Source organism: Bacillus sp. FSL E2-8868, from assembly GCF_038005505.1.
Taxonomy (GTDB): Bacteria; Bacillota; Bacilli; order Bacillales; family Bacillaceae_G; genus Bacillus_A; species Bacillus_A mycoides.
On record NZ_JBBOTI010000004.1, the window covers coordinates 47,801 to 63,717 of the forward strand.

At 30.5% G+C, this 15,917-nt stretch carries 15 protein-coding genes and 1 pseudogene; 2 read left to right on the forward strand and 14 right to left on the reverse strand.

All coding sequences use genetic code 11. The annotated features are described in order from the left end of the window. Nucleotides 1-261 precede the first annotated feature (261 nt). Nucleotides 262-531: a hypothetical protein gene (locus NSS74_RS25290; RefSeq protein WP_088031166.1), complete on the reverse strand. Its 270-nt coding sequence runs from the start codon at nucleotides 529-531 to the stop codon at nucleotides 262-264. 584 nt (nucleotides 532-1,115) lie between these two features. On the opposite strand from NSS74_RS25290, the pseudogene tnpB reads away from it, so the two are divergent. Then, nucleotides 1,116-2,198, forward strand: a pseudogene (tnpB, locus tag NSS74_RS25295) (IS200/IS605 family element RNA-guided endonuclease TnpB); the annotation flags it as partial. A 221-nt stretch (nucleotides 2,199-2,419) separates the two neighbouring features. On the opposite strand, the gene sbnB reads toward tnpB, so the two are convergent. From sbnB to NSS74_RS25330, 7 genes are read right to left on the reverse strand one after another with little or no spacing between them, the layout of a single operon-like run. Continuing rightward, nucleotides 2,420-3,442: a 2,3-diaminopropionate biosynthesis protein SbnB gene (gene sbnB, locus NSS74_RS25300; RefSeq protein WP_201033382.1), complete on the reverse strand. Its 1,023-nt coding sequence runs from the start codon at nucleotides 3,440-3,442 to the stop codon at nucleotides 2,420-2,422. A 52-nt stretch (nucleotides 3,443-3,494) separates the two neighbouring features. Next, nucleotides 3,495-4,520 carry a hypothetical protein gene (locus tag NSS74_RS25305; protein WP_340814522.1) on the reverse strand — a complete coding sequence of 342 codons (1,026 nt, stop codon included), beginning with the start codon at nucleotides 4,518-4,520 and terminating at the stop codon, nucleotides 3,495-3,497. 1 nt (nucleotide 4,521) lies between these two features. After that, nucleotides 4,522-5,547: a TauD/TfdA family dioxygenase gene (locus NSS74_RS25310; RefSeq protein WP_240381054.1), complete on the reverse strand. Its 1,026-nt coding sequence runs from the start codon at nucleotides 5,545-5,547 to the stop codon at nucleotides 4,522-4,524. After that, nucleotides 5,540-6,763 carry an argininosuccinate synthase domain-containing protein gene (locus tag NSS74_RS25315; protein ID WP_241139312.1) on the reverse strand — a complete coding sequence of 408 codons (1,224 nt, stop codon included), beginning with the start codon at nucleotides 6,761-6,763 and terminating at the stop codon, nucleotides 5,540-5,542. Before NSS74_RS25315 ends, NSS74_RS25310 begins: the two co-directional genes overlap by 8 nt. Further along, nucleotides 6,756-8,021, reverse strand: coding sequence for a DUF6421 family protein (locus tag NSS74_RS25320; protein WP_240381052.1), 1,266 nt, complete (start codon nucleotides 8,019-8,021; stop codon nucleotides 6,756-6,758). The genes NSS74_RS25315 and NSS74_RS25320 overlap by 8 nt, the downstream gene beginning before the upstream one ends. 3 nt (nucleotides 8,022-8,024) lie before the next feature. Beyond that, nucleotides 8,025-8,261: a hypothetical protein gene (locus NSS74_RS25325; protein WP_149191255.1), complete on the reverse strand. Its 237-nt coding sequence runs from the start codon at nucleotides 8,259-8,261 to the stop codon at nucleotides 8,025-8,027. A 5-nt stretch (nucleotides 8,262-8,266) separates the two neighbouring features. Continuing rightward, nucleotides 8,267-9,775 (reverse strand): AMP-binding protein, encoded by a 1,509-nt coding sequence (locus NSS74_RS25330; RefSeq protein ID WP_241139313.1) that lies wholly within the window; start codon nucleotides 9,773-9,775, stop codon nucleotides 8,267-8,269. 212 nt (nucleotides 9,776-9,987) lie between these two features. Here NSS74_RS25330 and NSS74_RS25335 point away from each other — a divergent pair, with 212 nt between their 5' ends. Continuing rightward, nucleotides 9,988-10,374 (forward strand): RidA family protein, encoded by a 387-nt coding sequence (locus NSS74_RS25335; RefSeq protein WP_088031176.1) that lies wholly within the window; start codon nucleotides 9,988-9,990, stop codon nucleotides 10,372-10,374. 876 nt (nucleotides 10,375-11,250) lie between these two features. Here the strand turns inward: NSS74_RS25335 and NSS74_RS25340 are convergent. From NSS74_RS25340 to lysA, 6 genes are read right to left on the reverse strand one after another with little or no spacing between them, the layout of a single operon-like run. Continuing rightward, on the reverse strand, nucleotides 11,251-11,973 hold the full coding sequence (locus tag NSS74_RS25340; RefSeq protein ID WP_176280899.1) for a winged helix-turn-helix domain-containing protein: 723 nt from the start codon (nucleotides 11,971-11,973) through the stop codon (nucleotides 11,251-11,253). Nucleotides 11,974-11,996: 23 nt separating this feature from the next. Further along, nucleotides 11,997-12,416: a holo-ACP synthase gene (acpS, locus tag NSS74_RS25345; RefSeq protein ID WP_187770560.1), complete on the reverse strand. Its 420-nt coding sequence runs from the start codon at nucleotides 12,414-12,416 to the stop codon at nucleotides 11,997-11,999. Nucleotides 12,417-12,453: 37 nt separating this feature from the next. Further along, on the reverse strand, nucleotides 12,454-12,708 hold the full coding sequence (locus NSS74_RS25350; protein WP_088031179.1) for an acyl carrier protein: 255 nt from the start codon (nucleotides 12,706-12,708) through the stop codon (nucleotides 12,454-12,456). 31 nt (nucleotides 12,709-12,739) lie between these two features. Then, on the reverse strand, nucleotides 12,740-13,891 hold the full coding sequence (locus NSS74_RS25355; protein WP_340814524.1) for an acyl-CoA dehydrogenase family protein: 1,152 nt from the start codon (nucleotides 13,889-13,891) through the stop codon (nucleotides 12,740-12,742). Nucleotides 13,892-13,896: 5 nt separating this feature from the next. Then, nucleotides 13,897-14,631, reverse strand: coding sequence for a hypothetical protein (locus NSS74_RS25360; protein ID WP_149191259.1), 735 nt, complete (start codon nucleotides 14,629-14,631; stop codon nucleotides 13,897-13,899). 17 nt (nucleotides 14,632-14,648) lie between these two features. Beyond that, nucleotides 14,649-15,914, reverse strand: coding sequence for a diaminopimelate decarboxylase (gene lysA / locus NSS74_RS25365; protein WP_088031182.1), 1,266 nt, complete (start codon nucleotides 15,912-15,914; stop codon nucleotides 14,649-14,651). Between the last annotated feature and the right edge of the window lie 3 nt (nucleotides 15,915-15,917).

Genomic DNA, 15,917 nt, shown 5'->3' on the forward strand with positions numbered 1-15,917 from the left:
AAAGATATAGTGTTAAAGTACAAGTAAAATACACGATAGAAATACGCCTTATATTTACTTTCTAATTACGTATACTGGAAATCAGAAAATTTACTATCACCACAACAGATCCCTACTCACTAATAATAACAATACAAATGTTATTATTGCTAACAGTGAACGTACTACACGTAAATAAAAAATTATATAAAGATATTTTCGCTACCTACTTGACAGAGAGTTGTTCATCCATCAACAACAGCTCTTTTCTAATACGTATATTTATACTTTATTAGCTTTATTTTTTTCTATATGTCCATATAAAATATCTCCTAGCTGTTGTACTGTTATTTCTTCCTTCTCGTAACTCTCTGTAGTTTGTAATAGAAACTCTAAATCAATTATTTCTTTCAAGATTTTATAAATAGAAAAAAAAGCTTTATTTTCTACGTGTATATCCAAATCCATTAAAGCTGAAATAAGTTTTAAATTTTCTCTATCTGCTTCTATCATTTTAATTATGAGTTCTTTTAATACCTTTTCCTGCCACACTATAAACAACTCCTTCAGATATTAATCTAAATAACTACTTCAGAATAACCTTATTAAATTTACTGCCATTTACTTATTATCTTTCAATTTGCTAAAGAATATTATAATCAATACTCTTGATAACTTATTTCTTTTTATATTATCCCTCAATATATTAAATTACTACTATGTTCTTTTTTTTAAAGTATACATCCTCTTCTTGACTTAAGTATAACAAAGATAATCAAAAAATAATTAATTAGATTTTGAAAATGAAAAATAAAACTATTTATGGAAAATTAAAGACATAATTTATGAATAAAGAAAAGGGTTCTTCTGTAAATAATTACAGAAGAAAGCGATTGATAGCAGATTACCAGCGGATTCGAATTTAATGCCATAAGTCTCCAAACAATTGATCGATGAATTCTTCTGATTTTGAACAAACTGGACCCTTAAATTTATCATTTTCCGACAGAAGACTCCTTCCTCAAAAATGTGAAGGTGTGAAACACCAATTTTAGGTGGGAGATGAATGTCGGTAGGCGTAAGCCTACTTATTTTGTATACTATTAAGAAGAATGCTAGAAAGTGAGGCGCAATCAATGTTAATAAATAAAGCATATAAATTTCGTATTTACCCGAATAAAAGACAAGAAATCTTAATTGCGAAAACGATTGATTGTAGTCGATTTGTGTTCAATCGGTTCCTTACTATGTGGAACAATACTTACAAAGAAACAGGGAAAGGATTAACATATAATTCTTGCTCTGCCGAGCTCACTCAATTAAAAAAACAGAATGATACGATATGGTTAAAAGAAGTAGATAGTATTGCGCTTCAATCTACATTAAAAAATCTGGCAGATGCTTTTTCACGCTTTTTCAAGAAATAGAATGATCCTCCACGATTCAAGTCCAAACGAAATAAAATCCAATCTTACACAACGAAAGAAACAAATGAAAATATCGCTGTGATAGGTAATCGAATAAAACTACCTAAAATCGGACTTGTGAGGTTTGCAAAGAGCCGTGAGGTAACGGGACGTATTCTAAATGCTACCATTAGACGGAATCCAAGTGGTAAATACTTTGTATCTTTGCTAGTTGAGACAGAAGTAAAAGAATTATCGAAAACAGGATCTTCTGTTGGGATTGATATGGGATTAAAGGATTTTGCTATTCTTTCAAATGGCACTACATACAAAAACCCTAAATTCTTTCGTACATTAGAAAAAAAATTAGCGGAAGCACAACGCATCCTTTCCAGAAGAACGAAAGGTTCTTCGAACTGGAGTAAACAACGTGTGAAAGTGGCACGAGTCCATGAACATATTACTAATGCAAGAAAAGATTACTTGGATAAAATCTCTACCGAAATCATCAAAAACCACGATGTAATTGGTATTGAGGATCTACAAGTAAGCAATATGCTAAAAAACGGGAAACTTGCCAAAGCAATCAGTGAAGTATCTTGGTCATAATTTCAAAATATGTTGGAATACAAAGCAAAATGGTACAGGAAGCAAGTTGTAGTTGTCTCAAAAATATTTACTGCTAGTCAGCTATGTTCGAGTTGTGGTTACCAAAATAAAGATATTAAAAGTATAAATCTTCGTGAGTGTCATTTTCCTCCTCGTGGCACACATCACGATAGAGATATTAACACCGGACTAAATCTTAGAAACTACGGTGATAACCTAGTTAAGTTTCTATACTTAGAAATCTCCCGCTTCAAACATTCCGTTAGAACGTTAAGTAGTGAGTGGTTCAAATACAGTTTTGAAATACACTTATATCTCATTACATTACCAAGGATAATACTAATCTATCTTATTCAAAAAACATTTGAAATAAAAAAAGATGCTCGAAAGCATCTCACTGACTAAAAAATTATAATATTTTCAAATTAATATAAATCCAAGTATTTACCAATGTTATTTTTTAGAGCATTCTCATAAATCTCATATGCACATGAAATATCCTCAATAGCCATTCCCATGGGGTTTAGGATAATTAATTCATCCTTATGTTCTCTCCCTGCTTTTAATCCAGTAATAATATCCCCTAATTCAGCATGTAGCATCTCTTTAGAAAATTTACCTTCTAAAACCAATTGATTTATTACTTTTTTTTCTCTATTTGCTTGATCCCAATCATCTACAATTACCTTATCCGCTTGTATAAATAATTCACTTTCTAAATCCATAATAGATACATTACTAATAAATGTTCCTTTTTGAATCCACTCTGCTTTAATATATGGCTTATTCGCTACTGTACATGTAACTAATACTTCTGCTTTTTCAACAGCATCCTGAACTTTATCGGCAACCCGAAATGATATATTTTTATATTTTGACTGAAACTCTTTTATTAGTTCTTGTGCTTTATTTAGCTCCACATCGTATAGTACAACATTCTTAATACTTTTGAAATTTTCTAACATAGACATTACATGCATTTTAGCAATCAAGCCACAACCAACAATAGATAGATTTCTAAAGTCTTTATTGGCTAAATGTCTCGTAGCAACTACAGAAACAGCTGCTGTTCTCATTGCACTTATAGAACTTCCCTCTAAAATAGCAATCGGGAAATTTGTTTGAGGATCATTTAAAACAATTAATGCACTTGCCCGTTCCATGTTTCTCAAAGATGGATTATCATGCTTACTTCCAATCCATTTAATACCAGAGATAGACGGCTCACCTAAATGTGCAGGCATAGCGATAATCCTATCAGCAATATGTTCATCTTTTTTGTTAGTTTTTAAGTATGGTTTCAGTGGTTGACTAAAATCCTTACGAGAGTGTAGGATTAATGCACGTTCTACGCCCTTAATATAAATATCAGAACTATTTTCTTCTAACTTATGAACATCTGCTCTACTAAGATAAAGAATTTTCGGCTCAACAGCTTTATTAGTCATTCATATCACCCTTTATTGTATTTTCATATATTACTAATATTATAAGTACTAGTCAATCTGTAATACTTCTCTCCATTATGTTTAATTTTTGATATACAGTATCTATTTCCTTATGAATATCCTTCTCAACAGACATTAGCTCTTCCAATTTCAATTGAAGGGTAGGTATAATTTGTTGAGGATCTTTATTCTTTAAATTTGCCTGCATTATAATAAAAGAAATTTTCCGTGTAATGCTAAGGGAATATCCCAAATAATTAATCAACTTTTCCATATCAAGAGAAACTATATGGTGATATTTATTTAAGTAATATAGCATCCCTTCTCTACTATAAAGAAAACAAGTATTAAATCTACGAATTAAAAAATTCCAATTATCCTGTATACTTTCTTGTCTACTCATTGCATTTGAAAATACTTGATCTATCTCCATATATAGTTTAGAAATTGCTGTTGTCCCTGTATAATAACTAACACCGTCGAATTGAAAATGCCCCTGTAAATACTGAGATAATTTCAATAAAAACTCATATTTCAAACATTTTATCATTTCTTCATTAAAATTATTAATTCGTGCAGTTTCTATATTTAACTTAATAACTTCGCCTGCTTGTTTAATCTTTTTAGACTGAATAGAATTATTAATTAAGTCAATAGGTATCGGACCATGATAACCAAAATATTGATCTTTAACATGAACATTTTCGTTCTCTACTCCTACTATGTTCAAATAATGATAATCATGAACTGGTGGAAAGGTTGGATACATAGTTGAAAGAACCTTAACATCTACGCATAATAAAAATGATTCAGTATTATTATGAAGAAACTCTCTTAATTTATGAGGAGCTACCTTAGATTTACTAGTGCCAATATAATTTTGCAACCATCCAAGAGTATTAGGCTGTTCCGCCTCAAGCTCAAAAGTAATATCTAAACTAGGATTACTATATACATATCCAAAATTTAAATGCTTTAAAATTAATGGCTCTAAACCAAATTGCTCCAATAACAAAGACATACTATTCCAATAACAATTGACACCTCTTCTCAAATAGCTATACCTTTCATTAAGCATCTCATAAAACTTCCTTTGCGTTTTCACTAAACTCAAAAAGAACATTTACAGGAGAGCATACTAATTTCCCTGGATGTCTTGATAATTCAGACGTCTTAATGTTCCTTACTGCAAACATTCGCTGTAACCACCGATCATTTCCATCGTATTTTGGAGTAAAACCTGTCCGAGCATGAATAGCTTTTTTATTATCCACAACTAATAATTCACCTGGTTTAAGAGCGACTTGTATACAGTTCTCTAACAATTGCTTTTTCAAATATTCTAGCGCCCACTTAGCCATAGGTGTTTGAGGTTCCATTAGATAAAAATCCATGCAAATATCCGGATCTAATAAAGGTCCACTTAACACAGGTATAGTAGTATGATAACTGTCTTCATCCCCATTTTCTAAAAATGAAGATGGTGCATTAATTTTATATAAAGGTTTTCTTAATATCTCTATTACATCATTAGATAAGTTAAATAAAACTTTTCGGATTGAGGAAGTAATTGTCTTTGCCTTAGCTTCTTTATCAGATTTTACACAGTATAAAGCTAAAAAGTCAGGTTTATATGGATGAAACCCATCTTCAGTATGGAACTCTAAGATATCAGATCCTGTATTCTCTTGCTTTTTTTCTTGTCCTTTTACCGGGCAAATATTTTGAACTAATAACCCCTGTTTTTCATCTTCATATGCAAGTGGTTCCCCTAAACAAAGCATAAATAAAAATAAGATATACTCACTAATGGCCGTTTGTTTATCTTCACTTAACTGACCCTTTACTGGTGTATTCGGAAGAATTGGATCTGTTGGTAAATTAGAGAATTTTAAAGTCCCAAATAAATTAGAAAACCTTTTAAATGTAACTAATTCCTTTAAAATACGTATAGGTAACTTACTTTTAATAATATCTAATTCGTTTAATAATTTATCATCCATCTTGGTTATATCAAGTAATGGAAGCTCATTAATTAAATGCTTTAATTGTTTCTTCTCCTCCTCGGTTAAATACACTTCCCAATTACTGGAATAATTAATCATAAAACTCCTCTCCTTCCTTTCCTATGCCGATCCTTAATTCCCGAGCCTTTTGTTGAAAAAAACTATTAATAGAATATGGTTTAAATTCATCTATAAAGTTCCCAAAATTCGAAAAACTAAGGCTGTTACTTGCAGTTTTAGCAATACAAAAAATATTTCCTTTTGTAATTTTCCATTTGATAGTCCCATTTAAACTTTTATTAAAAGCTCTTATACTTTCATCTAAGCAGGACTTAAGAGGACTAAACCATCCTCCACCTACTACTAGATTAGTCCATTCTCTATCAATATAGGACTTTACTCTTAGTTCATCTCTAGTTAATACCATTTCTTCTAATAATAAATGAGATTGATGTATTAACATTGCTGCTGGAGCTTCTCGAATTTCTGGATTCTTAACACCAAAACAACTATCTTCTAAACCTGCATATCTTCCAATTTTATAATCCGATAAGAGATCATTTAATAAAATCACTATCTCCTTTAAACTCCTCTTATCATTATTAATCTTAAACGGAATACCATTTTTGAACGTTATATCTAGGTATAGAATTTCTTTTTCTTCTATTTTATTTGTCCACTCAAATACGTTATCTCTAATTTCTAACTCAGTATACTCTAAAGTATCATTCTCTATAACTCTGCACCATAAGTTCTCGTCAATAGAATATTTAGATTTGGTAGGGAAATCGATACCTAATTCTTTCTTCAATATTCTCGCTTTATCTTCACGTGTAGTATATTCTCCTATAGCCGGACAAAATATATTAACATTTGGATAATTGGCCATTATAGAAAGGTTAAATCTCATAGCAGAATTCTGATATGGTGTTGAATTATGAACAATTAGTGATCCTCCAATATCTTTAGCATACTCACATGCCAATTTAGCAAGTAACGGACGTGTGTAGCTAGAAGAAATAGGGAAATGGTTGTTATATAAAGCTTTGGCCATTATCCCATGTGATATATAGCTATTACACAAATCTTCTGAAGCATCAATAATATGAAGTTTCAATTCTAATTTTTGAGATAATTCCATAATTTCATCAGAAATGTTTTGTCCAACATCAATTAAAACGGCATGTATATCCATATCGTATTTTTTCAATTCATAAGCTGTATAAAAACTATCTAGTCCACCAGAAAACAAGAGTACAGCTTTTTCATTTTTAAAAGGCAATAGTTCTTGGAATTGACCATATATTTTACTCATATAAATTAGTCCCTATTTCATTTTTTGCGATTAATTTATTGTTAAAATATCTTATATTACGAGGAATATTCAATCCCCTTCCAAATTCTATAATCCATTTAGCAAATACTGTGGTGACAATTTCTGAATTTCTATAAAAGTCGAAGTTAACACTGAACCATTCTTTGATTACATCTGGAACTGCATCTTTTGGAGAATTTAAGATACGTATCTCAAGGTCTGTAATATCATCTAATAACATACTTAGATTTTCTTTGATTTTCATAATATCCAACTCAATTTTAAAATCTTTAAATGTAATTGCTCTAGCCTTTAAAAGGTACTCAAATAAAATATAATTTGTTAGACAGTCAAAACTTTTTTTAGGATCATCAGCATAGCTATAACGAAATAGTCTTTCCACAAGAAATATCTCTTTTGCTAGTTTATCAATATAAGAGTCCTTATTTAATAAATACAAATATGCTGATATATCTACTCTAACTTCTTCAAATGAACTTCCTAGCAGTGAACTTTTTTCTTTAAAGAATACATTTAAAGGTAATACTCCTTTGTAATGATAGTAATCATGTAAGTACGAAAGTAGCATTCTTGCCGTATAAATATCATTAAGATTAGCTTTAAATATTGATAGAGGTGTTTTTAAGACCTCTTCACTAATAGGTTTAGTAATCTGATGGAACACTTGTAAGTACTTGTTTATAAAGAACAAAGAAAATTTATCTTGTTCTATGCTACTATTTGTTACAATTGCTTCTGGGAAAAAGCTAAATACATTAGCTTCTAAAATACCCTTCGTTCCCAAGATTAATTCTACGCCCATAAAAGTATCAAATGGTAACTCTTCTCTTAAATGTGTGATAGCTTCTGGTTCATTCCGATAATAAAAGCATGCTTCAAAATTAATAATTTTATTTTTTTTCACAGGGAAAAAGAACATACCAAATTCTTTATTCTCAATTTTATTGTATTTCCCAAAAGTAAAATCAAATTTGGGTGTATTATTAATACCAGATTCTTTCCATGCAATCAAATCTTTTATAATTGCTTTTACTAAGCCTTCATCAAAATGGATCTTTAACTTTTCTAAAATGAGTATAATACGTTCAATAATTTCTTCACAATATGAATCTTCTTTATTAATTTGACCTAAATAATTTTGATGTACTCTTAATTTTTCAACTTCTAAAACTAACTCTTCTGCACTGTTATACCATAACAAATTTTTCAAATTATCCATATCACTTGAAATTAACATAAACTACCTCCTATTTAATAATTGTGTTATCGAACTAATTGAATTGAAGTTTTCAAATGAAATTTCAGACTCCATGAATTGAACCTGTTGTACATTTTCTAAATAAGTAATTAACTCCATAATTTTTAAAGAATTAAGTATACCTGTCCCTATTAAATCTAGATCATGTGGGATACTTTCAATACTTCCATCCTGTAATAATTCTCTTTTTATATAATCTTCTAATTCCGTTTCCAGCATGCACTTTATCCCTCCGTATATCCCATTAGTTTCTTTCGATCAATTTTGCCAGTACTAGTTTTAGGTAATTTATGCTCTGTAAAAATAAACTTACTAGGAATTGCATAAGCATCTAAAAACTCAGAGCAATACTCTCTAATATCTAAGGAATTTAAAGTTGCTTTAGAATGAATATAACAAGTAAGACCATCATTGTTCATTACAATAAACACCTCATCTATAAGATTATGTTTAGAAATTACATTCCTGACTTCTGAAAGATAAACCCTTTTCCCTTGAATCTTAACCATGTCGTCCATACGGCCCATGTAATAATACAGACCATTTTCCTTTTTAACCAAATCACCAGTTGGAAAGTATTTTAAGTTATTTGAATCATTCATTTTAAAGGTCTCATTGTCTGTTTTATTCAAATACCCTTTTAACATCGTCGAAGAATGCACATATAACTCTCCAACTTCTCCTTCACCACATGGTAGCAAATCAGCATCTAAAACCTGTAATTGTACATGTTTTAATGGTCTGCCAATAGGAAGAATTTTTAATGCCTCTATGTCTTGAGGAAACAAATAAGATAATGCCTCATTAACCTCTGTATTACCATAAAAATTCACAACATTAGCATTTTCAAAACAATTTCTAACCAATTTCACATCGCCGAAAGGTAAAGCTTCACCCGCTAATCCCAAAAAACGAACAGAAGTATAATTTTTGATTTTTTCATTTAGAAGCAATTTAATTGATGAAGGAACCAAATGCAAAATGTTAATTTTTTCCTCTTCAATCAATTGATTAATATATCGCGGATTATTCCTCTTTTCACTTGAAGGAAGTACACAGCAACCACCTACAGCAAAAGGGATAAATAAAGAGAATATAGACATGTCAAAATATAAAGGCGCATGACATAAAAATTTATCCGCATTTGTGGCTCCAACAAACTCGCTTCCCCAGCTAATAAAGGCACGAAAACTTTCTCTTGCTAAAATTACCCCTTTTTTCATACCTGTCGAACCTGAAGTGAAAAATATAAAAGATTCAAGACTATCATCTATTCTACCAACATCAACATTTGATTCCATAGACTTAACATATGCTAGATCAAACAAATTTTGTTGAGGTTTACATAGATCCAATGAGAATAATAATAGGTCTTCTACAAAATTCAATTTAGAATCTATAGCATTTTTTTTGTTAACTATACAGCATTTTATTTGAGCGCTTTTAATACTATCTTCAAAGATTTTCACTTGTTCATCTGGATTTAGCGGCACACTTACAGCCCCTATTTTTAGAGCTGCTATATAAGTTATTACGTTGTGTATTGGATTTGTACTTAAAATTCCAATTCTTTCTCCAACGGTAATACCTTTTGACAATAGAGCATTGGCCAATTGACCAGATACATTATCAATTTCTTTATACAAATAATTTTCTGTATCTGTTTTATAAGCTATTTCATCTTTATATTTTTCAATCGTATTATTAAGCATTGTTTTAAGGCATACTTTCAAAGCATCTCCCCCTTTTAATACCTATATATATCCTCTCACGAAGTTTTAATTTTCAGAATAAAACCAATGTTAAATTCACATTAGTTTGTAATAAAATTAAAAAACATATTTGTTAAGTAACGTTAAACTAACCCCTCTTATACAAATACGATATGTAGAAATGTAAGGGCTTGTATTACAATTAAAGAAACTATTTTATGGAGTTGATTTTTATGTCAAATGAAAAAACAGTAGTAAGCTCTAATTCCCCATTTGAAGACTTTTTAGGATCTTCTAGGGCAATTAAAAAAGGAAATATCATTGTAGTTGCAGGCACAGCCCCCTTAAATACTAATGGAGAGACCACAACCTCTGATGTTTATGAACAAACAAAAAGTTGTATTAATGTAATCAAAAGTTCTTTAGAAAAAATGGGTTCTTCTTTAGAGGATGTTGTTAGAACAAAAATTTATATTACAGATATGAATAAGTGGCATGAAGCAGCTAAAGCCCATAAAGAATATTTTTCAAAAATCAAACCAGCTTGTACAGTTTTTGAAGTAAATAGATTTATAAAGGAAGAGTGGCTTGTAGAAGTTGAAGCTGACTGTCTGCTATAATACTATCCCACCTAAGCATAGACTTAAGGTGGGAGATTTTTATGGATTGTCCACGAAAAAATCAACTCAAGTTGGTTCACAAAATTCCCTTGCAGCAATCCCTTTGTTCCATTTGCAAATGTATTTGAATCTACTTTATATAAAATCTTTCAGTCGGATTATTAGTGTTTGAAAGTTTTCTCTTAGCTCTGTACACCTCTCATTTACAAGTCTTCCTCAAAATCACTATTCTACGTGATTTTGAATAGGATCTTCAGTTTAGAAAAGAAACTTTTATTAATAATCACTTTATAAATATATAAATTCAAACACATTATTTTGTATCAAATATATCCTTAAGTAAGGCATTTAATAATGTATAACTTATCATAGGTTTTTCCTTTGTCAGAAATTTAAATAAGGAAGCAACTTTAATTGTTTTCATACATTAATTAGCATTTATAACTCTTTTTGTCGAATTTGATGATAAGGATACACTTTTTTAATCATGGTAAAAATTCAAGATTTAACTAATCATTTTAGTTCGGCTGAAAACTTACCTTACCTCCATTTGATAATAAATTAAATCCAAAAAGGTTTAATAGTAACTTTCATCCCACTTTTATCACCGAATTATGACTTTCACAGTACTTGAAGTGGAAATTAAACTCGCTTAAAAAATCATAATATACATATATAATAATATAAATTTGAGTTCAAAAATATTACTATCATTCAAAAAAAATAGTCAAATTAGAAGGATATAATTCAACCTAAGGAGAATAGTATCTAAAAGGTTTAAAAATTCAAAAATTAATTTTATACATACGTAAGAGACATGTAGAATTCTTCTTATTTTAAATAAGCAATTCTAACACGCCTCTTTTTAATAAGTTATTACAGCCCTACAAGAAATTCGTTTCCTTTACCAATTAAGGTATAACCAACTCCTTTTCGGTGGACTATAAGATTAAAATTTTTCTGACTAGTATATAATTTTTTTCTGAGCTTATAAATATATTGTCTAACTGTTTCAGTAGTTGTATATTCATCCCAAATAGCAAGTAGGATATCTTCTGTTGTGACAAATTTGTCTCGCATGTTTATAAAGAACATGAGCATTTCATACTCTTTTCCAGCTAAAGGAAAAATTTCACCTGCATTATCTAGATAATGCATATCTACATTCACAAATATACCTGGATAAAGTTCAACAATATTTTTGTTGTGCTGCTTATTTCTATTCAATTGGACAATATGTTTATAAAAATGACTCACGCACTCCTGTATTTGTTGATGAGTATGAATTTCAAAAGACATTGTAGAATTTTTTTTCAAAAGTTCTAATCCTGCCTTATTAGTACTAATATCTTCATCAAATAATATTAATATTGGGATGTTTTCTAACTCTTTTTTTATATTTCGAAATTGTTTTACCTCTTCAAAATCTAAGCTTTTTAATCTCCATATTATCCCATCAAAATGGTTTCTTTTATCTTTTAAAATATAATTTAGAGAAGTAATATCTCCCACATGTATAATTTCCCAATTGGGATAGTATGCAGATCTCCGAGCTAACTTTGGTAAAAATAATTCAGGACTAATAACGACAATTTTCATTTCCCATTCCTCCATAATATTTTTTATTTGGTAAAATTAGATATCAAGACTACCTGTGCGATAGAGTAGTCTTTGGAATGAGAAAGTGATACAAAAGCTTCCAACTTTTGTTTCTTAATCGTTTGTTCAGTCGTATTATAGAATTTAAAATACGGTTCGCCCGTCTTCTTCTTAAGTATAACAGCATCTGTAAAACAGAATCCATTACCAATCCCTGTACCTAATGCTTTAAAAAGGGCTTCCTTTGCAGAAAATCTTGCTGCGAAATGTTGGGATGGGTTACTTTTTTTTCTACAATATTCAATTTCTTCTGGAACGAAAATTTTATTTAAAAATTTGAGGTCATATTTTTTTATTGCAGATTGAATCTCAGTAATATCTTGAATATCAATCCCTATACCATATACATTAGGCACGGATAAGATTGAATTTCCCTGTTTCATGGTATACATCGACTCCCGAATAAAATTTTTTATTATTCTAGCTATTTTTCAACTCCATAATATAATTTGCAATGGTAGTAACACTTTCTAAATATGAAGGATCCAACTCTTCCATATCAAATTCAATTTCACATTTCTCTTCAAGAGCTAATAAAAGTTCAATTATACCTGTTGAATCAAGCCCTAGTTCTTCAAAAATATTTGCATCTACTTTCACATCTGCTACAGCAAGTTCTAATTGCTGTGCAAGAATTTCAGTAACTACATCCATTAAATTATTTAGCTTATTCATATACTTAACCCCCGATTATTTAATTTTATTATTAATTAATTCCCAGTAGTTCTTGAGCAACTTCCCGTTTATGAATATTTGTTGATCCTTCCATAAACTCTATCATTCTTCCATCCCTTAGCCATTTTTCTAATAATGGATGGTCAATAATAGCTTCCGATCCTACAACCTGATTAATTCGTCTGGTTACTTCATATACCAAATTATTTGCCATCCATTTTCCCATGGAAGAAGTACCTGCATTATAAATACCCCTATCAACTTCTTTAGCTGCCCGATAAACTAATCTCCTAGTTCTTTCAATTTTCCATTGAAGTTCATCGAGTATAATTTCTTCATTTAAATTCAACTTAATATTTTCGCTCACGTAATCTACCATGGCTCTCGATGTTCCAATTGCAATCGAAGATGTCGAAGGTCGCATTCTAAAAAACACTTTCATAGCTCCCCGTAATCCTCTTTGAAGAGGTGGTTTATTTAAACCAATAATTTGAGATTTATCTACTTCTAAATTGTTATAGACTGTATGACCTAACCTAGCTGCATGCATTCCTAAGGTCCGACCATAATCTCTATTTACAGTATCCGAATTTTTAAATTGATCTTCATATATTAAAAAACTTTGAATTGCAAACGTGTTATTTTTATGGCCCATCTTAGCAAAAGTAAGTGCCCATTGCGCTCTTTCTGCATTAGCTATATATTTTTTTTCTCCTTGTAATAGATACGTTCTATCATTTTTTTTGGTTGCAACCGTTTCAATAGCTGCTATATCTGATCCAGCATTAGGCTCCGTTAAATTGAAAGCCGTCCAAACCGGATTCCTCCCCATAAAGGAGTTGAAGAATTTATCCTGTTGTTCCTGAGTCCCTAGCTCTTTTAATATTGGTCCTAATAATTGTGGTCCAGGTAAAGATAACATCATCGCTGGATCTCCATATGCTAACTCCTCAGTCCATATCGCTAACTCCAAAGAGGAATCTCCATAATAGATTTGATTATCTCGTCCACTGATACCAGTATAACCATACTCCTTTGGGACACCTAAACGCCATAAAGGCTGGTAAAATGAGTCTTGCTGAAGATAAGTGGGTGGTAATCCTCGACTCTTATCTGCTTCTAATGCAAATTCCCTTAATGATTCCCCGTATACTCTTAATTCAGTTCTAAGTGATTCAAACATATTAATTAGACCCCCTTCAACATTGAAATATGGTGTATTTTGAGAAAGTTTTTTATAATGAAAGGATCCTCTAATCCAAATGCCCCCAAAACAGGTAATATCTTATCTATAATTTGAGTACTATTTTCCAACATAAAATTAATCTGTTTAAAGAACTTACTATATTCTGCTTCATCTATACTAAATTTTGTTGATAGTTCCCTTAAAAACAGTATATTCCCTTCAATTTCACTACTTGCAATGACAAATGTATCATAAACCATTTGGTGTTTAGCTATTGGTACGCCAAAAGTTTTACGTTCTTTAATATAATCTTTACAAAATTGTAATATCAATTTACTGAATTTCAAAACAAAAGATGCTAAAATTATTTTATATCGAAGTCCATAAATCCATAGTTTCTTTTGTTGATGAGAGGGAACTTTTATAACGTTTTTATACTGTTCAACCTTTTTAAGGGACAACTCCTCCTCATCTAAACTGTAAACTTTCACACTATCTTCAAAACTCATTTTCCACCAGACATTGTTGTCTAAGTATAGAATAGAACCATCCTGATGCTTTCCGGCAAACAAATATAAATCTCGATTTTTCCATCCCAAGCTTACTTTGACTTCTTTTAATTCTTGTAATAATTTTTGTTCTTCTTTAAGTAGTTCATTATAAAGAGTATTTTCATCTATATTATCTATTATGCTATCTATTCTTGTTGAAAAAGATGGAGATTTCAGTGTTTTCATGTATAAACTACCTCCTATTAACTTTCAAATGTTTGTACTACTGGCAGATCATATTCTGTTTTCTTACGAATGACTATATACTTATCATCTTTCACCAATACTTCAGTAGGAAGGTGATGACTTAAAAATAATACAGGACTTGCAGTCAATCCATATGCTCCAGCATTCAAAATGCCAATATAATCACCGGGCTGGGATTTAGGAAGGCTTATTTTCTTTGCAATTAAATCGTTTGGGGTACATAAAGGGCCAGAAATATAATATTCGGTATTAGGTTCATCACTCCATTTATTAAGAACCTTGATTGGGAAATTTTTCTTTAGAGCATTCCCCATTCCACCAGCGGCCATATGGTGATGTGTTCCTCCATCTACCGTTAAAAAATCGCAATTTTTAGATTTTTTTTCATATAATACTTTTGTAACATAAATCCCACTTTCACCTACAACATATCTACCTGACTCTAAAAATATCGGGATTTCTTCACCAAAGCTACTATAAAACTCCTGAATCATAGCATGTAATCTATCAGAAATATCATCCAAATCAAGCGTGCTTTCATTAGAAAAATACGGTATTCCCATTCCACCACCGATATCTATATAATCTAATTTAACATGAAATTGTTCTTGAACTTTCTTTGCCAAATTTAAAATATATGCTGTATTTTCTATGAACACATCACTAGATAGAATGCGTGTGCCATTATATACATGTATCCCTACAATCTTGAGATTTGATAATCTTTCTTCTAACTCAAATATATTTTCCAGCTGTTCTTCATCCATACCAAATTGCCTTGGTTTTCCACCCATAGTTAATTTTGAACCTTTTGCTGATACACTTGGATTAATTCTAATACCAACTCTAACGGTTACTTCTTTTTCTTGAGCTATATTATTTACTTTTTGCATCTCTTGTAGTGACTCTACAATAAAATATTTAACTCCGTACTCAAATACTTTTCTAATTTCTTCTTCAGTTTTTCCTGGTCCCAAATATAAAACTCGTTCAGGAGAAACTCCTATTTTTTTTATTATCTCTAATTCCTTTAGTGAACAAATCTCTAAATTGGCCCCTAAGTCATAAATTAACTTTACAATAGATGGATTAGGGTTTGCTTTTAGGGAATAAAATAGTTGAATTGCCTTGTGAAGGTTCAAGAGCTTGTATACTTGCTCTTGAATAACACTAGCATCATATACATAAGCTGGTGTACCTATCTTTTTTACCACTTCTAAAAGGTTATTTTTTTCAATATTCAGTTTGTTTGTGGTAATCATTTA